Source organism: Aliikangiella maris (assembly GCF_040719265.1).
Taxonomy (GTDB): domain Bacteria; phylum Pseudomonadota; class Gammaproteobacteria; order Enterobacterales; family Kangiellaceae; genus Aliikangiella; species Aliikangiella maris.
Map to the genome: position 1 here is coordinate 205,718 of NZ_JBFDAH010000005.1, position 17,837 is coordinate 223,554.

A 17,837-nucleotide genomic window follows, 5' to 3' on the forward strand; every position below is an offset into this window, starting at 1 on the left:
CAGCAGAAAGACCGTAATCGTCTAAAATATTATGTAATAGATAATCTCACTTAAGAAGTTAAGAATCCCCGAAAAACCCGCGAAAGCGGGTTTTTTGGTTATTAATAGGGATTAACTACAATATTGAATAAGACTATAACCTGATGGCTGACAACTGTTATAATAACCGGACCTTTAACCATATGTGCATTCATCATGTTTTCACCCACAGATTTAGTCATTCCGTTTCCAAAACCGCCGAAAGTCCTCAATGATCAAGAAACTGCTTACTATAACGATCTTTGCACACAGCGTTTTAAAGAAAATGATGCTGTTTTAATCGCACATTATTATACCGACCCAGCAATCCAACGCTTGGCAGAGGCAACTGGTGGATTTGTTGGTGATTCGCTTGAAATGGCAAAATTTGGTGCCGCACATCAAGCTTCTACGCTGGTGGTTGCTGGCGTAAGATTTATGGGGGAAACCTCAAAAATGTTAAGCCCCGATAAGCGAGTATTAATGCCAACGCTAGATGCAACTTGTTCTTTAGATATAGGCTGTCCAGCAGATGAGTTCAAAAAGTTTATTGATCAATATCCGGACCGTACGGTGGTTGTTTACGCCAACACCTCAGCTGAGGTAAAGGCGCTTGCTGACTGGGTGATTACCAGTAGTATTGCTGTTGATGTGATTGAGCATCTAGATGCAAAAGGTGAAAAAATACTTTGGGCACCCGATAGACATTTGGGGAGTTACATACAAAAGAAAACCGGTGCTGATATGGTCCTTTGGCAAGGACACTGTATCGTGCATGACGAATTTAAACATATTGCACTAGAGAAAACGATTAAACTTTACCCCGAAGCCGCCGTACTGGTTCATCCTGAGTCACCTGATTCAGTGATACAATTAGCTGATCATGTTGGCTCTACATCGCAATTAATCAAAGCAGCGAAAGAATTGCCTAATCAGCAAATCATTGTCGCCACTGACAAAGGTATATTTCATAAAATGCAGCAAGCTGCGCCTGATAAAGAATTAATTATCGCACCGACGGCTGGTGAGGGCGCTACATGTCAGAGTTGTGCGCAATGTCCTTGGATGAAAATGAATGAACTTGCACTATTATCAGAAGTATTCGAAAAGCAGGATAATGAAATTTTGGTATCACCGGAAATTATCAAAAAAGCCCTGATTCCGCTGGAAAGAATGGTAAATTTTAAGCGTGGTCAGTAAAACTTATTGTTAAGCTAAAACTGATTTTAATGAACAATAAATGTGATTTATTTGAAGTGTAAAACACACCTGAAGAAGTCAAACTCCAGGTGTGATTTATTTGATAATCGACAAGGATACTAACGAATTATAATTTTGTTGAGAAATTTGGACCGCCACTCTTGCGTGGTTTACTGACTGGATCCATATTCGCCGTTTTGCCGCCACTCTCTGCTAATCGCATTTGCAGGTTAAGGTCAGTTCTTGATTCGGCAAATTTAAGAGCATCTTCGCGTGTAATGGTTTGATCTTTATACAGTTTAAATAAAGATTGATCAAAAGATGTCATACCATCCATATGGTGTTTTTCTATCGCTTTTTTCAATTCTTCGAGGCTATTCTTTTGGATAATCTCCTGAATATCTGGGGCTTTCATTAAAATTTCCAGTGCTGCAACTCGTTTTCCTTTTTGGCTCATCACCAATCGCTGGGAAATAATACCATTAAGAACACTCGACAGTTCTTTCATTACGCTGTCTCTCTGTTCACTGGGAATCATATTTCGAATTCGCTCGAGTACCTGCTTAGAGTTATTACCGTGGATTGTGGCCAAACACAAATGGCCTGTTTGCGCGTAACTTAATGCATATCGCATGGCTTCCTGATCACGAATTTCACCGATTAAAATCACATCAGGGGCTTCGCGCATCGCATTTTTTAAGCCATTGTGATAACTCTTGGTGTCAACGCCAATTTCACGCTGATCAATGATAGAGAGTTTATGCTCATGTAAAAATTCAATCGGATCTTCAATGGTTAAAATATGACTGGTATCACGTCGATTACGGTAATCAATCATTGCGGCAAGCGTTGTTGATTTTCCGCTACCGGTAGGTCCGCACACTAAAACAAGACCTGAACGCCCCATCACCAGACTAGAGACCGCTTTCGGAAGTTTTAGTTCTTCAAGACTGGGAATATCTGACTTGATATGGCGCATTACCATACCAACTTCGCCTCGTTGCAAAAATACATTAACACGAAATCGGCCAATGTCTCCTACCGAAATGGCGAAGTTTTGCTCCCAATCTTCTTCAAATTCCTTTATTTGCGCATCATTCATTAATTCATAGGCGATATCTTTGATCGCACCAGGTGGCATAGCACCTTGACCCATTGGTGTAGCGACACCTTCTATTTTCATGTGAGGCGGTGCACCGGTACTGAAAAACAAATCTGAAGCATTTTTTTCGGCCATCAGGCGAAGTAACAATTTGATATCCATCGATAATCCCGTGTTTGTTGAATATTCAGTCAATTAATCGAGAAAGCTTAAGATTTTCAACTCAAGTTTTATGATAGTCGCAAAATAATCTTTTATAAAGCATTGCCATTTAAAAGGATATTGTATAATCTACGCGCCTCATTTGGACTTGTAAAAGTACAAATGGTTGAGGAAAAATACAATCCTGAACAAACAAAATGATCTGCTAAATATGGATTATTGCATGTCGGGTCGAAAATCATTGTTAACATTATAGCGCTTTAAATTTTGATATATAATCAAAATTAATTAAAATTGTAATTTTAATGATGTCAGTATAGGTGAGGTGTCCGAGTGGCTGAAGGAGCACGCCTGGAAAGTGTGTATAGGTTAACACCTATCGAGGGTTCGAATCCCTCTCTCACCGCCAGATTCAAATTGTCTTAATAGAAAACAGATCGAAGTATTTGAATCGACAAGTTTAAAGATAATTCACTGGTTCTTTTGAATAAAGCCTGAATTATGAGCCAATTGAAAAAATATTACCAATAAAAGACTGGTAAAAATATTTTTAACAGATAAAATACGGCACTCACAAAATGGTAGTCCTATTGGTCCTCTCGCAACGATAGGTTGTAAACCCCGCCAGGCCCGGAAGGGAGCAACGGTAGCAACTGATTCGTGTGCCGGGATGTGGCTGGTAGGATTGCCTCCAGTCTTCATTACTGAGCTCCCAAGCAAAAAATTGCTGGCAGCGCTAATCGCCATAGTTCTTATATCTTAAATACCTTTTTTCCACTGAATCAAAGTATTAATCTAACTTTATAATTTGTCACGCAAGCTGATTAATAGATTTGATGCTAATACTGAACTACTCAATATGACCAGTTGATAATTAAGGGTATGACAGGGCAAATTCATCGATTATAATGCTACTTATGCATTTAAAACGACATATCTAAACGGTGATTAATGAGTTATCAGGTATTAGCGAGAAAGTGGCGTCCTCAGAACTTCAGTGAACTGGTAGGACAGCATCAGACTGCAACTGCTTTAAGTAATGCCTTAACTAATCAGCGCTTACACCACGCCTATTTATTTACGGGAACTCGAGGTGTCGGCAAAACTACAATAGCCCGAATTTTATCCAAAAGTTTAAATTGTGAAAAAGGTATAACGCCTGAGCCATGTGGTGAATGCAGCAGCTGTGTAGAAATCAGTCAAGGAAACTTTGTTGATTTACTGGAGATTGACGCGGCCTCAAAAACTAAAGTTGAAGATACTCGTGAATTATTAGATAACGTTCAATATCGTCCAACGCGCGGTCGTTACAAAGTTTATTTGATTGACGAAGTGCACATGCTGAGTGGACATAGTTTTAATGCGCTTTTAAAAACCCTCGAAGAACCACCGCCGCATGTTATATTTTTATTGGCAACCACCGATCCTCAAAAAATGCCAGTTACCGTGCTATCCCGTTGTTTACAATTTCATTTGCGCCGGATGGAAGAACCAGAAATAGTTACTCATTTACAAAAGATACTATTAGCTGAAAATATCGAGTTAGAGGCTGGGGCGCTGGAGCCAATTGCTAAAGGTGCTGATGGCAGTATGCGTGATGCATTAAGTTTGCTCGATCAGGCAATCGCTTATTGTGGCGGATTTAAAGTTGAAAAACAGACCGTATTAGATATGCTAGGCACTATCGATCGAGATTATGCTTTTAAAATAATGGCTGCGATTAATCAGCAAGATGCGTCAGCACTTATGGATGAAATTAATACAATCAGTCAATTCTCACCTGATTATCATGAACTGCTATCCGACTGGTTAACTTTATTACATCAAATTGCGGTCTCACAGGCTGTTGGTGGTTGTGGTGACCCTGCCATCGATGAGTTAGCACAAAATATGCGCGAAGCGGATATCCAACTTTATTACCAGCTTTCACTTCATGCCAAACGGGATTTGCCTTATGCCCCTCATCCACGGCAAGGTTTTGAAATGGTCATGCTTCGTATACTGGCATTTAAACCACAGACCGCACCTCATAATCCGACACAAAAAAAAACTGAAAGATCGGTTCAGCCTGCATTAGATACGAGCAGTGTATCGACACCTGCAAAAATGTCGACATCGCCAGCTCAAAGTCAAATTGAACGTAGTGAAAAAGTTGAATCGAACAGTTTAGCTGAAAATGGGTATGAGAGAGATAATCAAACACCATATAATTCGCAACAAGATTTGTCAGTAATGCATTCACAATCTTTTTCTCAACCTGTCAATCAATCTAAGATAGTTGATGAAGCGGCCAATCAACAGATACCAACATTACAAAACGTTGAGCAGAATAATTTACAAGTGGCAAAAGTCGATTCATTAATACATGATTATGCTTCTGTCGATCCACAGCCAGACAATGCACTATTTAACAAGAGTGATTTGCATCAAGACTCTGCTCCAGTTATTACCGAGCTGAGTACTGAACAACCAGCGCAGCGACCAACGCCAAATATTTCTCAACAAAATTTTTCTCAAGACGCGGCTGAATTTTTTAGACCTGAAAACACCCAATCGGTTAAAAAGCCTAGCTTGAGCGTTGTGGTTAATAATAAAAATATACAACCGATACAAAGTGACGACAGAATTACTGATAAAGAGATCTATCAAACTGTTCAGTTGCAAGATGTTAATGCGGATAATTGGTTTAATGTAGTTGGCGGATTGACTATTGAAGGTCATGGTTTACAAGTGTTATTAAATTCTACGGCAAACTATACTGGCACTGGATTGTTAATTAATTACTTAGCAAAAGTCGATACATTATTAACTGAAAACGCCAAAAGATCGATTCACCAAGATTTGGCAACATACTTTAATCAGACCAAAATTAATTTAGAATTTGTGCCAGTTAAGGAAACTACTGAAACACCGAAAGAACGGTTGCTAAAAAATCATGAGTTGGCTATTGATAAAGCTAATCAAAAATTGATTGCTGACGGACAAGTGAGTTATTTACTGGAAAAGCTTGAAGCATCGATTCCTCGAGAGTCGATACGTTTAATAGAATAAAATATTTGTTTAATTGATGAGGTTTTTATGAAAGGTTTAGGTGGCTTGATGAAGCAAGCCCAGGAAATGCAAGAAAAAATGCAAAAGGCCCAGGAAGAAGTCGCTAATCTTGAAGTGACCGGTCAATCGGGGGCAGGTTTGGTTAAAATTTTAATGACTGGGCGTCATGATGTAAGAAAAGTAGAAATCGATGATGAACTTTTAAAGGATGATAAAGAAATTCTCGAAGACTTAATTGCCGCGGCTATTAATGATGCCGTTCGTAAAGTAGAAGAAGAGAGTAAAGATAAAATGTCCTCTGTAACTTCTGGCATACCGTTGCCTCCTGGCTTTAAAATGCCATTTTGATTGGTTGATTCAATGCACGATAAACCACTGTTAATGCAATTGATTGAAGCATTTCAATGTTTGCCTGGGGTAGGTAAGAAATCTGCACAACGCATGGCATATCATTTGTTAAATGCCAATCGTCAAAATGCATTAAAGTTGGCAGATCTACTTGAACGTTCGATGCAATCAATTCAACACTGCCAACAGTGTCGAGATTACACTGAACAAACACTTTGCGCGTTATGTCGTAATGAGCGACGGGACCAAAGTGTTTTGTGTATTGTTGAAACGCCTGCTGATATTGTTGCTATTGAAGCGACTGGCACTTACGCAGGGCGTTATTTTGTATTAATGGGACATTTGTCCCCTTTAGACGGTATTGGTCCTGAAGAGATTGGTTTAAATGATTTGCGAGAGCTGGTGGTGAATAATCAGTGCCGAGAAGTTATCATCGCAACTTCTGCAACGATCGAAGGTGAAACAACTTCGCATTTTATTGTTTCTATGCTTCAACAGATACCTGATTTAACCATTAAAATTTCTCGCCTGGCGCAAGGGGTTCCTGTTGGTGGTGAGCTGGAATACCTTGATTCCTCGACGCTGGCCTTGTCGCTGGCTAATCGACAAAATATCAATTAGCCATTACTAAACTATCGGGTTTTGGTTTTTTGAATGGTTAGTTCACCACGTAAATTTGTTTGCATTTTTTGTTTGATTTGTTCAACAGTACAATCACTACTCAACAAATAGCTTAACTTAGTTAACGTTGCTTCTGGTGTCATGTCATACCCAGATATAACGCCAGCATCCAGTAATCCATGTCCGGTTTCATATCCGTGCATATCAACACTGCCTTGATAGCATTGGGTACAATTAACTATCACAATACCTTGATCTGATGCGGCCTTTAAAAGGTCGAGCAAACGACGATCATTACAGGGGGCATTTCCCATCCCATAAGTCATGAGTACTAACCCTTTAATTGGCGACTGCAAAACATGTTCCAGCAAATCAGTAGGAAAGCCCGGAAATAGCGTTAAAATAATAACTTTTGGGGGAGAGATCTTTTGAATCTTTAGTCGCTCTGCGGGCTCTTTAAGTAGAAGATCTTGGTGGACTGTAATTTTTGTACCCACCTCAGCAATTGCTGGAAAGTTAGGTGACTGAAAAGCATGAAATCCTGTTGCATCGAATTTACGCGAGCGATTGCCTCGATATAGTTTATTATGAAAATAAAGACCTACTTCGGGAATATCATAGTTTCCAGCTAGTAATAATGAGGTTATCAAGTTATCTCGTGCATCAGTGCGCATTTGTGACCAAGGTATTTGTGAACCAGTGACAATGACTGGCTTTGATAAATCTTCGAGCATAAATGATAAAGCCGATGCGGTGTAGGCCATTGTATCTGTACCATGCAATACCACAAATCCGTCGAAATCATCAAATCTTGATTCAATGTCACTTGATATCTGAAACCAGTCTTCAGGTGTGATATTGGAGGAGTCGATAAGATTATCATATTCCCGCATTTCAACCTGTGGCATGTCGGGAGAGGCAAATTCAGGCAAAGAAGCAATTTGTTCGGTGAAATACCCGGATTCAGGAATAAATCCCTTGTCACTGGGTTTCATTCCAATAGTACCGCCCGTGTAGGCAACGTAAACGCGTTTATGGTTCATAATATAGTGAGTTTGGTGGGGCAAGGGTTAAAGAATAATTGATTAAGGCAATTAAAACAAAAAAAGCGATGAAGTTATCATCGCTTTTTTCTATTTGATTATTTCATTCAAATCTATTATTGAACTTCACAAAAGCAGGATGCATAAGCATGATTAGGATCATTCCACTTGGTCAATTCATCCAGACTTTGATTAAACTGATTCATCAATGCATTTTTAAGATTTGGCTTTTGTGGTTGAGCTTTTATGTCCAGTTTGTCTTTAACAACCGATGTATCGAGTAACTGTTTTAAAAATAATTCTTTTTCACTTAGTTCCCGTTTGACGTACCAAGTATCATAATTCTCAAGGTTAGCTAGTTTAGCTGCTGATGCTATTGCGTCATTTAGTGAACCTAGCTGGTCAATCAGGCCAAACTCATGAGCTTGTTTACCTGACCATACACGGCCTTGCGCGATTTTATCGACTTCATCGCGTGTCATTCCACGACCTTTGGCAACTAAGGCTAAAAACTCTTCGTAACCTGCTTCAATACTGGTTTGAATAATTTCTGCGACTTCCGGTTTTAAAGGTTGTCCAATATCTACAGGATTGGCGTAGCGTGTGGTGCCAACACCATCTCGGAAAACCCCGTATTTATTCAAAGTTTTCTCAAAAGTAGGAATCATTCCAAAAATACCAATAGAGCCGGTAATTGTTGTGGGCATGGCCCAGATTTCATCAGCAGTTGCTGAAATCCAGTAACCACCTGAAGCGGCTACATCACCCATTGAAGCAACGACCTTTATGCCATCTTCTTGTGCTTTAACTAATTCCTCACGAATTAATTCAGAGGCAAATGCGCTGCCACCACCACTATCAACGCGTAAAACAATGGCTTTAACTTTATCATTAGACCGTGTTTTGCGAATCAATCGAGCTACGGTTTCACCGCCGATAACACCTTCTTTATGCTCTCCATCGAGGATTTCTCCTTTAGCAGTAATAACAGCAACCTTTTGGCTATGTGGGTTAACATAAGGTATTGGGCTTCGAATAGCTTTTAAATAAGCTTGATGAGATATCTGCTTAAAGCTTTTGTGTTTGTCATCTTGACCAACCAGTGCAATCATCTTTTCTCTAAATTCAATACGAGTGGTTAGTTGGTCAATCAGTCCTTTATCAACAGCTAATTTCGCCGCATCACCCTGATATTGAGTTAAAGCGTCTTTATAATTATCAATGTAGGCCAACAAATCATCTTTGGTCATTGAGCGTCGGGCAGCAACATCTTGAGTAAACCCTTCCCATAAGTCTGCTAACCATGCGCGGTTCGCTTCTTTGGCTTCTTCTGACATATTGTCGCGAATAAAAGGTTCTACTGCAGATTTATAAGTGCCCACCTTAAAAACATGCATATTGACATCTAAATTATCTAATAGTGATTTAAAATAGGTGCCGACGCGAGAAAAACCGGTTAAAAATACCATTCCGTTCGGACTCATATAAATTTCATCAGCCTGACTAGCAAGATAATATTGGTGTTGTGAAAAGTTATCGTCAAATGCTATGACCTTTTTCCCACTTTTCTTAAAGTCTTCAATTGCGACAGCCAGGTCTTGCAACTTGGTGACACCTGAGCCCCAAAAGTATTTGGTTGATATCACCATAGCAGTGATTCGATTATCATCTTTTGCGTTTTGGATGGCTTCAATTAAATCATACAGTAAGGTTTCCGGATTATCGTTATTGCCAGTTGCTTCCTGCATGGCTTGATCTACAGGATCTTTATAGGTGAGCTGTTCAACAATATTGCCTTCTGGTTTAAGCACTAGTGCAATACCTTTTTCAACACCTTGCTTATCTCCAGATGAAATGATTGCAGAAATAATTGCAAACAGGATTAAGAAAAACACCAGGTTCAAAATAATCTTTCTGGTTAAGTCTAATCCATACCATAGATTTTTAAGTAATTTAGCCATAAGACCCCTAACGGTAAATTCAGTAAAATTAGATATTTAGATAACCAATCTATTCTAAACCATGCATTACACTGAGTGTTAGTGTAAATCCGGATTATCCCCTGTTAGGCACGTCTTTTTGGTGTAAGATATTGATTAATATATAATAATTTGAATAATTAAAGTGTTAATATATTTTTCACGAGTGCTGGATTGCATTATTTTAATGTTACGTTTAGTCTGCAACAATAACATGACTACCAAAATTGCTTGCTAAGGAACGATTTAAATGCGTGTTGAAAAAGATAATGGTGGATTATATCCGGCGCTGTTTTCTCCCATAAAAATTCATGATCATTATATTAAAAACCGGGCAATTATGGGGTCGATGCATACTGGATTAGAAGAACTAAAGGGGGGATTTGATAAGCTTGCCCGATATTATCAGGAAAGAGCAGAAGGTGGCGTAGGCTTAATTGTTACGGGTGGGATTGCACCAAATTTTGCAGGCCGAATTTCGCCAATGGGTAGCCAGTTGAGTTTTTTTTGGCAAGTCAAAAAGCATCGTAAGATTACCGATGCTGTTCACCAGGCTGGTGGTAAAATCGCAATGCAAATATTACATACTGGTCGTTATGCTTATCATCCGTTTGCGGTTGCGCCATCATCAATTAAAGCGCCTATTACCCCTTTCAAACCCAGAGCGCTGAGCTTACGCGGAATTCGCAAAACGATAAAAGACTTTGTTAATTGTGCAAAAAAAGCGCAGCAAGCCGGTTACGATGGGGTTGAAGTGATGGGCTCGGAAGGTTATTTAATCAACCAGTTTATAGTGAGTAAAACCAATAAACGCAAAGATGATTGGGGAGGGAGTTTTGAAAATCGAATGCGTTTTCCAGTAGAAATTGTTAAGGCTATCCGTGAAGCAACTGGGCATAACTTTATCATTATTTATCGCTTGTCAATGCTCGATTTAGTTGACCAAGGGAGCAACTGGGAAGAAGTTGTGAGTTTGGGTAAGGCAATTGAAAGTGCGGGTGCATCGATGATTAATACGGGGATAGGTTGGCATGAAGCAAGAGTTCCAACCATTGCAACCTCAGTACCGCGTGCTAATTTTACCTGGGTAACAGAAAAACTAAAGCCGCATATATCGATTCCTCTGGTAACAACAAATCGAATAAATACTCCCGAGATGGCAGAACAAGTATTACAAGCCGGACACAGTGATTTTGTGTCAATGGCCAGGCCCTTTTTGGCCGATCCTGACTTTATGCAAAAAGCAAAAGCAGGTAAACCAGAATCAATTAATACGTGTATTGCTTGTAACCAAGCTTGTCTGGATCACATTTTTGAGCACAAACGAGTCACTTGTCTGGTTAACCCTCGTGCGTGTTATGAAACGGAATTGTTTTTTAATAAAGCTCAAAAGGCCAAAACTATCGCGGTAGTCGGTGCGGGACCAGCAGGATTATCATTTGCGACTTATGCTGCACAGAGAGGACATCAGGTGACTTTGTATGAAGCGGCAGATAAGATTGGTGGCCAGCTTAATATTGCTAATCAAATCCCCGGTAAAGAGGAATTTTACGAAACGATTCGTTATTATAACCAGCGAATAAAGGAAACCGGCGTTAAGCTTAAATTAAACCAAACTGTCGATAGTGAGTTTTTAATTCAGCAATCATTTGATGAGATTATCATTGCAACCGGGGTTGAACCACGCATTCCTGATATTCCTGGCGTTACTCACAGTAAGGTGCTCAACTATCTAGATGTCTTAAAATATAAAAAAGACGTTGGTCAAACGGTTGCCGTGATAGGTGCCGGTGGGATCGGATTCGATGTTGCTGAATACTTAACTCACACTGGCGAGTCATTAACCCTCAATCCTGATAAATGGGCAAAGGAATGGCGAGTTGATAAAGATTATACCCAACGTGGCGGTTTATTGAAAAAACCTGAAATTGAAGCTTCTCCTCGCAAAGTGTATTTACTACAGCGTAAAGAGACTAAATTGGGTAAAGACTTAGGTAAAACCACTGGCTGGATTCATCGAATGAGCTTAAAAAACAAACAAGTAACTCAGATAGCCGGTGCCGAATATTTAAAGATTGATGATCAAGGTCTGCATATTAACCATGAAAACCAAACACAATGCCTAGTAGTTGACCATGTGATTATTTGTGCCGGTCAAAATTCTCTAAAACAGATATATATTGAATTAAAGGAAAAAAATATCAGCGCACATATTATTGGTGGTGCAGATTTTGCCGCTGAGCTTGATGCGAAAAGAGCGATTCGTCAAGGCGCAGAGTTAGCATCAATGATTTAATGTAAAAATTTAATTAATTCGCTGAATAAATGTATTTTACAATGAATGGTGAATTGTATTTAAAGTGTCATTTTAATAAAAAATTGTTTTTAGATTTTTGTGTGAATTAAGAGGGTTACTGCTATATTTACAACAAACGTAATGGGTTTACGTCTGTTTTAATGGTACTTTAGCATGTTGATTTACAAAGGCTTTATCGGCCAGATTGAATATGACAATGAAACCGGCAAGCTGGTTGGTGAGGTGATAAATTGTATTGATGTTTTAGAATTTGAAGGCGTCAGTGCAGATGAAATCAAAGCTGGCTTTAAACAGTGTATCGAAGATTATATCGCTTGCCAAAAAGAGTTAACTGGGGTTTATCCAACGCCTTTTGTTGGCAATTTTACGGTTTGTCTTTCAACCGATAAGCAAAATAAAATCATTAAAGCTGCTCACGCGAAAGGGCAAAGTGTTAGTCACTGGCTCAATCAACGAATTGAACGACATTTAACCAGTTACTTTAAAGATATCGCTTGAACATTCATAAGACTATTCCGTTTTGTTATTTCAATTGAATAATCTCCAGAACCATAGTCAATAGTTATTGAGCTTTTTTTCTATCTCTTTAGGATTTTATCCTGCCTGATATTTAATCCTGTTTCGCAAATAAGACAACAGCTAACATTAAAATGTCAATTTAAGTTGCTAACCTACAAAGGGCGGTTGAAATACCATCACTTTTGGTAACAATTATCGCCATTTTTTAATTTCTGGTATAATTTCGCGAAATTTCATTAACCTGTAAGAAAAGCCTGTGTCTGATTTCGATAAAGTGCAAATCCGTAAAATTGATGAAAACCATCATGGCCAAAGAATTGATAATTATCTATTCAACCAACTAAAAGGCGTGCCAAAAAGTCGGGTTTATCGAATTTTGCGTAAAGGCGAAATCAGGGTAAATAAAAAGCGAGTAAAAGCAGAATACAAGCTACAATCAGGTGACTCATTAAGAATTCCCCCCATTCGTTTAGAAGAAAAAGCCGAAACACCCAAAATCCATAATTTAGACCGCGTTCAGCAGTTAGAATCTTTAATTATTGATGAAACACCGCAATACTTAATTTTAAACAAGCCATCGGGTATGGCTGTACATGGTGGTAGTGGGGTGTCATTTGGTGTCATTGAAGCTTTGCGGGCATTGCGCCCCCGCGAAAAATTTTTAGAACTGGTCCACCGACTTGATCGGGATACTTCAGGCTGTCTTTTAGTTGCTAAGCGGCGCACCTATTTGACCCATTTTCATGAGCTATTACGTAGCAAAACGATGCAAAAAGAATATCTGGCACTGGTAATTGGCGAATGGGATAATGAAAAAAACTTGATCAATGCGCCTTTGAAAAAAAATCAGCTTCGTTCGGGCGAACGTTTTGTCAGCGTTGATAAAACGGGTAAACCTTCCGAAACTCGATTCAAGTGCTTAAAGCGTTTAGGTCAATTCAGCTTGATTAAAGCCATGCCGATGACTGGACGTACGCATCAGATAAGAGTACATGCACAATATGCTGGATATCCGTTGTTGGGAGACGATAAATATGTGCTTAATGATGAACAACGACAATTGGCCGAAGAATTGAATGTGAAAACCTTTTGTCTGCATGCCAGCAAATTAACTTTTTCTTTGCCAGACAGCACGCAAAAGATATTTTATGAGGCACCAATGCCTCAGTTAATGAATCAGTTAATTGAAAAATTAAAAGTATCGAATTAGAGAAATTAGCATGAGTATTTTAAAGAACAAGTATTCTTTTGTCATTTTTGACTGGGATGGCACATTAATGGACTCAACGGGTCGAATTATTTCAGCAATGCAGGCCACGGCTCGAAATTTAGAAATTCCAGTACCCGACGTTGAAAGTGTTCGTGGCATAATTGGGTTAAGTATGACCGAAGTGATTCCAAAATTGTTTCCAACTTTGACATCGTCGCGAACGGATGAGCTATTGTCGGAGTATCGCTATCAGTATGTTGAATCGGATCAAACACCATCGCCATTATTTGATGGTGTGAAAGAACATCTGGATTGGTTAAAACAACAAGATGTTAAAATCGCAATTGCAACAGGTAAAGCTCGAGCCGGATTAGATCGGGTTTTACATGAAGTTGATTTGCATAGTTATTTTGACTTTACGATTTGTGCCGATGAGTCAGAGTCTAAACCGAATCCCAAAATGGTATTTGAGTTACTTGAATCTGCCAATAAATCGGCTACCGAGTCACTATTAATTGGCGATAGTGTGCATGATATTTCGATGGCAAATAATGCCAATGTCGATTCGGTTGCGGTTACCAGCGGCGCAAGTGATTTTCATCAGTTAGATGTATTGGCTCCTAAAGCAATCTTAGAAAATGTTATTGCGATTGAAAAATGGTTTGCTGAATAAAAGGTTTGTTTTACCGAGAATGATAAATTGATATATCAAAAGTACCATGATAGTAAAGCCGTACAGTTGGAATTGGCTCGTTGAAAAGTTTACGTGCTAAATCTGCGCTGCAATTAATTATAACAATATTTTTTGCGGCGCTGGTCACGGTCTTGGCCAAGCAAACACTAGCCGAAGTTGATTCGTTTACTTTTGTTTGGTTGCAAATGATTTTCGGAATTATGACAATGTTTGGTTATACTTTTTTAATTAAAAAAGAAAAGTTACCTAAACAGTTAAACTTATCTGTATGGACAATTGTGTTTGCTATAGGGATATGTAACTTTACGCTGGTGAGAACATTATTTATTTTCGCTCTTGATATTTTGCCTGCAACCACTCACGCCTATCTAATTAATTTTGTCGGCATCGTTACCATGCTACTAAGTGGACTGTTACTGAAAGAGAGTCCTTCTCGTTTTCAAATATTAGGTGCAGTAATAGCATTAATCGGCGTGCAGATTTATTTTTACTTATGGCCCTCAGGTGAAGCTTGGCTTGGAATTTTTTATGCGGGGGCTGCCGTATTTTTCCTAGCGTTAACTAATATTTTTATTAGATTACTCCACTTAAAACATCCCCAGCAATTATCAGCTAATATTGTGTCGACCGGCACCGTTGTGCTAGGTGGGGTGCCGCTGATTATTTGGGGGCTGGTAAGTCAAGTTAGTGTGCAGCAAATATCTTTAACTAACTGGCTCATTATTATATTAAACGGCATATTCTCTATTGCACTGACAATGACCGTTTTTAATATTGTGATGCGTCATTTAAAAGCCTTTGAAGCGAGTATTCTGGCATCAAGTGGTTTAGTTTTTACAGCAATGTTTTCTATACCTTTATTGGGTGAGTTTTTGAGTTTGCATCAGGCAGCAGGTATTGTCATGTTAATTATTGGTATTTTATTGGTACAATTTAATTATCGTCAAAATTAAAGATATCAATTTTTGCCAGAGAAAATAACTTACAAAGAGCAATCAGCGGTAATCCCTCAAGGCTGGTTGGATCGTCGCTAATAACGCGATTAAACAAGATTGGTCCCATCGATTCTATTTTAAAACTGCCGGCGCAGTTGTAAGGTTTTTCTGTCTGTAAATAGTGCTCAATTAATAAGGGGGAAAGTTTTTTAAAATAAACATCCGTAGTAGAGGTCAGATAAAACTGCTCAATTGATTGATCAGACGTTTGGCGAACAAGTGCTACGCCGGTAATAAATTGAACCAGGTTCCCTGAAAACTGATTGAGTTGTTTAACTGCAGAGGTGTGGTTACCCGGCTTGCCAATAATATTTTCATTAAATAAAGCGGTTTGATCAGCGCCAATGACCCAGGCGCTTTGAAAGCTTTTGGCGATCTTAAATGCCTTTTGTTTTGCCATCCTTTCAACATAGGTCATGGCTTTTTCATCATCTAGTGGTGTTTCATCAATGTCAGGTGAGATTGATTTAAAAGCCAGGTTCAATCGTTGCAATAATTTTTGACGATAAGGCGAGCTTGAAGCCAGTATTAGTTTGCTATTGTTCATTGCTGTTCGCTCTTTTGTTGGGCTCGCCAAAGCTCGGTGTATAGTCCGTTATTTTGTAATAAAGTCTGATGTGTGCCCGTTTCTACTATTTCGCCTTTATCCATAACGAGAATAGTATCAGCATGTATAATTGTTGATAATCGGTGAGCTATCATAATGCTGGTAAATTGCTGAGAAATTTCTCGGATAGCATCTAAAATTGCGGTTTCTGAGCGACTGTCTAATGATGAAGTTGCCTCATCGAAAATCATAATTGGTGGTTTTTTAATAAGTGCTCGTGCAATGGCAATGCGTTGCTTTTCACCGCCAGATATTTTTAACCCTCGTTCACCAACAACGGTTTGAATACCTTCGGGTAGCTGCGCAATAAATTGCGTTAAGTGAGCCATTTGAATAACTTGTTCTATTTCTTGCTGGCTTGCCTCTGGATTACCATAACGAATATTTTCAAGAATAGTATCATTAAATAAAATGCTGTCTTGTGGAACAATGCCAATATGCTTTCTGAGAGATTGCTGGGTAAATTGTGTTAGTGGTAAATCGTTGATCAATATTTGTCCCTCTGTTGGGTCATAAAAGCGCATCAATAGTTTAACTAAGGTTGATTTACCGGAGCCACTGCTGCCAACGATAGCGACTGATTGCCGCGCTAAAACCTGAAACGAGATATTTTTAATAATTGGCCTATTGGCCTGATAAGCAAAAGATACCTGATTAAAGACAAGTTGTTCTAATGGCTGACTTTGTGGAATTGATTGACTTTTTGATGGCAAATTGTTTGTTACGACAGACTTTGTTGAAACATTCTCAGTTATTGAGTTAAGTATTAACGGCTGAGCATTATCTGCATCTATAATTTTCGGCGTGGTTGCTAATAATTCAAACATTTTTTCAATATTTACCGCGGCTACTTTTATTTCACGGTATATAAAACCAAGAAAATTAAGTGGCATAAATAGCTGCATCATAAATGCATTGATTAATACAAAATCGCCTACAGTAATTTGTTGATTGGCTACTTGAGTAACTGCTAAATAGAGCAGGGCGGTCACTGCTGAACTAATTATAAAGGCTTGCCCTGCATTTAGCGCAAATAAACTTAAACGACTGCGGTTTTTTGCCTCTTCCCAGGCGAGTAAATCTTTGTCATATCGTTGGCTCTCAAACCGCTCGTTTGTAAAAGACTTAACGATTTCGAAATTAAGCAAGCTATCGATTGCGCGTGATCCACTATTTGAGTCAGCTTCATTCATGGCTCTGACAAATTGATTACGCCAATTGGTAACCACCACGGAAAAAACAATATAAATAATGATAGAAAGGGCCGTGATTAGACCAAAAGCAGTGCCATAATTGGTAAGCAAAATGCCAATGACCAGAGAAATTTCAATTAATGTCGGGATGATATTAAAAACCATAAAACGCATAATAAAGCTGATCCCATGTGTGCCACGTTCGATATCTCTGGCAAGACCACCAGTACGCCTCGATAAATGAAAGTCTACATCAAGATTATGCAAGTGGTTAAATACGGTTAGACTGACACGTCTAACCGTGCGTTCGGTTACTCGACTAAATAAAGTATCTCTGATTTCACCAAAGGCCACATTAGCAAATCGAAAAAAGCCATAGGCAAAAACCAAGGCAATAGGTGCAAGCAATACAGCGGGTAATTGGTTGAAAATAGAGTCCTGTGCTGGCGGTGTGTCAGACAGGTTATCGACAATTAATTTAAGGATAAATGGCATCGCAATTGTCGCAATTTTTGCCAAAACCATAAAAACTAATGCAAAGAATACGCGCCCTTTAAATTCTGCAAAATAGGGTAAGAGTTGTTTGAGTACTGTCCAGTTGATTTGTGTGTTGGGCTCAATGGCTTGTCGGCTATGTCGCATTAAATAGCATTCCCGCGATATAAGATAGTCCAATTGTATCAAGCCACAGTCTATGATGCGATTAGCAAAGTGATTAATCAGCCACTAATATGAATAATGTTAAAAAGAGTTAAGTGATTTAGCTTCACCAAGTTTT

Annotated in this window: 14 protein-coding genes, 1 tRNA gene and 1 other RNA gene; 11 read left to right on the plus strand and 5 right to left on the minus strand. The window is 38.9% G+C overall.

Annotated features, from left to right (window positions below; translation table 11 throughout):
- The first annotated feature begins 195 nt into the window (after positions 1–195).
- Positions 196–1,218 carry a quinolinate synthase NadA gene (gene nadA, locus ABVT42_RS06330; protein ID WP_353896175.1) on the plus strand — a complete coding sequence of 341 codons (1,023 nt, stop codon included), beginning with the start codon at positions 196–198 and terminating at the stop codon, positions 1,216–1,218.
- A gap of 127 nt (positions 1,219–1,345) precedes the next feature.
- Here the strand turns inward: nadA and ABVT42_RS06335 are convergent, their stop codons facing one another.
- A complete protein-coding gene (locus tag ABVT42_RS06335) occupies positions 1,346–2,482 on the minus strand; it encodes a PilT/PilU family type 4a pilus ATPase (protein ID WP_353896174.1) in 1,137 nt (378 codons plus the stop codon).
- Positions 2,483–2,801: 319 nt separating this feature from the next.
- Between ABVT42_RS06335 and ABVT42_RS06340 the strand changes: the two genes are divergently transcribed.
- The 5 genes from ABVT42_RS06340 (at position 2,802) to recR (ending at position 6,502) form a co-directional block, all read left to right on the plus strand.
- Positions 2,802–2,891 (plus strand) — tRNA-Ser (locus tag ABVT42_RS06340).
- A 179-nt stretch (positions 2,892–3,070) separates the two neighbouring features.
- Positions 3,071–3,167: signal recognition particle sRNA small type (gene ffs, locus ABVT42_RS06345), an RNA gene on the plus strand.
- A gap of 266 nt (positions 3,168–3,433) precedes the next feature.
- The gene (dnaX, locus tag ABVT42_RS06350; protein ID WP_353896173.1) at positions 3,434–5,533 is read left to right on the plus strand and encodes a DNA polymerase III subunit gamma/tau; all 2,100 of its coding nucleotides are present in this window, start codon (positions 3,434–3,436) and stop codon (positions 5,531–5,533) included.
- A 27-nt stretch (positions 5,534–5,560) separates the two neighbouring features.
- Positions 5,561–5,881 carry a YbaB/EbfC family nucleoid-associated protein gene (locus ABVT42_RS06355; RefSeq protein ID WP_353896172.1) on the plus strand — a complete coding sequence of 107 codons (321 nt, stop codon included), beginning with the start codon at positions 5,561–5,563 and terminating at the stop codon, positions 5,879–5,881.
- Positions 5,882–5,893: 12 nt separating this feature from the next.
- A complete protein-coding gene (gene recR / locus ABVT42_RS06360) occupies positions 5,894–6,502 on the plus strand; it encodes a recombination mediator RecR (RefSeq protein WP_353896171.1) in 609 nt (202 codons plus the stop codon).
- A gap of 11 nt (positions 6,503–6,513) precedes the next feature.
- Here the strand turns inward: recR and ansA are convergent, their stop codons facing one another.
- Positions 6,514–7,545 carry an asparaginase gene (gene ansA, locus ABVT42_RS06365; RefSeq protein WP_353896170.1) on the minus strand — a complete coding sequence of 344 codons (1,032 nt, stop codon included), beginning with the start codon at positions 7,543–7,545 and terminating at the stop codon, positions 6,514–6,516.
- A 116-nt stretch (positions 7,546–7,661) separates the two neighbouring features.
- Positions 7,662–9,506 (minus strand): signal peptide peptidase SppA, encoded by a 1,845-nt coding sequence (sppA, locus tag ABVT42_RS06370; protein ID WP_353896169.1) that lies wholly within the window; start codon positions 9,504–9,506, stop codon positions 7,662–7,664.
- Positions 9,507–9,774: 268 nt separating this feature from the next.
- On the opposite strand from sppA, the gene ABVT42_RS06375 reads away from it, so the two are divergent.
- The 5 genes from ABVT42_RS06375 (at position 9,775) to ABVT42_RS06395 (ending at position 15,217) form a co-directional block, all read left to right on the plus strand.
- Entirely contained in the window at positions 9,775–11,820 is a 2,046-nt protein-coding gene (locus ABVT42_RS06375; RefSeq protein WP_353896168.1) for an FAD-dependent oxidoreductase, read from the plus strand.
- A 174-nt stretch (positions 11,821–11,994) separates the two neighbouring features.
- Positions 11,995–12,339 (plus strand): hypothetical protein, encoded by a 345-nt coding sequence (locus tag ABVT42_RS06380; protein WP_353896167.1) that lies wholly within the window; start codon positions 11,995–11,997, stop codon positions 12,337–12,339.
- Between the two features lie 277 nt (positions 12,340–12,616).
- Positions 12,617–13,570: a 23S rRNA pseudouridine(955/2504/2580) synthase RluC gene (gene rluC / locus ABVT42_RS06385; RefSeq protein WP_353896166.1), complete on the plus strand. Its 954-nt coding sequence runs from the start codon at positions 12,617–12,619 to the stop codon at positions 13,568–13,570.
- A gap of 10 nt (positions 13,571–13,580) precedes the next feature.
- Positions 13,581–14,243, plus strand: a complete 663-nt coding sequence (locus ABVT42_RS06390; protein ID WP_353896165.1) for an HAD-IA family hydrolase — start codon at positions 13,581–13,583, stop codon at positions 14,241–14,243.
- Positions 14,244–14,323: 80 nt separating this feature from the next.
- Positions 14,324–15,217 carry a DMT family transporter gene (locus tag ABVT42_RS06395; protein WP_353896164.1) on the plus strand — a complete coding sequence of 298 codons (894 nt, stop codon included), beginning with the start codon at positions 14,324–14,326 and terminating at the stop codon, positions 15,215–15,217.
- On the opposite strand, the gene ABVT42_RS06400 is transcribed toward ABVT42_RS06395, so the two are convergent.
- Both ABVT42_RS06400 and ABVT42_RS06405 read right to left on the minus strand, forming a co-directional pair.
- Positions 15,198–15,806 (minus strand): Maf family protein, encoded by a 609-nt coding sequence (locus ABVT42_RS06400; RefSeq protein WP_353896163.1) that lies wholly within the window; start codon positions 15,804–15,806, stop codon positions 15,198–15,200. The genes ABVT42_RS06395 and ABVT42_RS06400 overlap by 20 nt on opposite strands.
- The gene (locus ABVT42_RS06405) at positions 15,803–17,701 is read right to left on the minus strand and encodes an ABCB family ABC transporter ATP-binding protein/permease (RefSeq protein WP_353896162.1); all 1,899 of its coding nucleotides are present in this window, start codon (positions 17,699–17,701) and stop codon (positions 15,803–15,805) included. Before ABVT42_RS06405 ends, ABVT42_RS06400 begins: the two co-directional genes overlap by 4 nt.
- Positions 17,702–17,837 lie beyond the last annotated feature (136 nt).

What these genes read in the sequence shown, in the direction of transcription:
- ABVT42_RS06355 (WP_353896172.1), top strand. Translation starts at nt 5,561, where the DNA reads ATGAAAGGTTTAGGTGGCTTGATGAAGCAAGCCCAGGAAATGCAAGAA.
- ABVT42_RS06375 (WP_353896168.1), top strand. Translation starts at nt 9,775, where the DNA reads ATGCGTGTTGAAAAAGATAATGGTGGATTATATCCGGCGCTGTTTTCT.
- nadA (WP_353896175.1), top strand. Translation starts at nt 196, where the DNA reads ATGTTTTCACCCACAGATTTAGTCATTCCGTTTCCAAAACCGCCGAAA.
- ABVT42_RS06335 (WP_353896174.1), bottom strand. Translation starts at nt 2,482, where the DNA reads ATGGATATCAAATTGTTACTTCGCCTGATGGCCGAAAAAAATGCTTCA.
- ansA (WP_353896170.1), bottom strand. Translation starts at nt 7,545, where the DNA reads ATGAACCATAAACGCGTTTACGTTGCCTACACGGGCGGTACTATTGGA.
- sppA (WP_353896169.1), bottom strand. Translation starts at nt 9,506, where the DNA reads ATGGCTAAATTACTTAAAAATCTATGGTATGGATTAGACTTAACCAGA.
- ABVT42_RS06400 (WP_353896163.1), bottom strand. Translation starts at nt 15,806, where the DNA reads ATGAACAATAGCAAACTAATACTGGCTTCAAGCTCGCCTTATCGTCAA.
- ABVT42_RS06390 (WP_353896165.1), top strand. Translation starts at nt 13,581, where the DNA reads ATGAGTATTTTAAAGAACAAGTATTCTTTTGTCATTTTTGACTGGGAT.
- recR (WP_353896171.1), top strand. Translation starts at nt 5,894, where the DNA reads ATGCACGATAAACCACTGTTAATGCAATTGATTGAAGCATTTCAATGT.
- ABVT42_RS06405 (WP_353896162.1), bottom strand. Translation starts at nt 17,701, where the DNA reads ATGCGACATAGCCGACAAGCCATTGAGCCCAACACACAAATCAACTGG.
- ABVT42_RS06380 (WP_353896167.1), top strand. Translation starts at nt 11,995, where the DNA reads ATGTTGATTTACAAAGGCTTTATCGGCCAGATTGAATATGACAATGAA.
- dnaX (WP_353896173.1), top strand. Translation starts at nt 3,434, where the DNA reads ATGAGTTATCAGGTATTAGCGAGAAAGTGGCGTCCTCAGAACTTCAGT.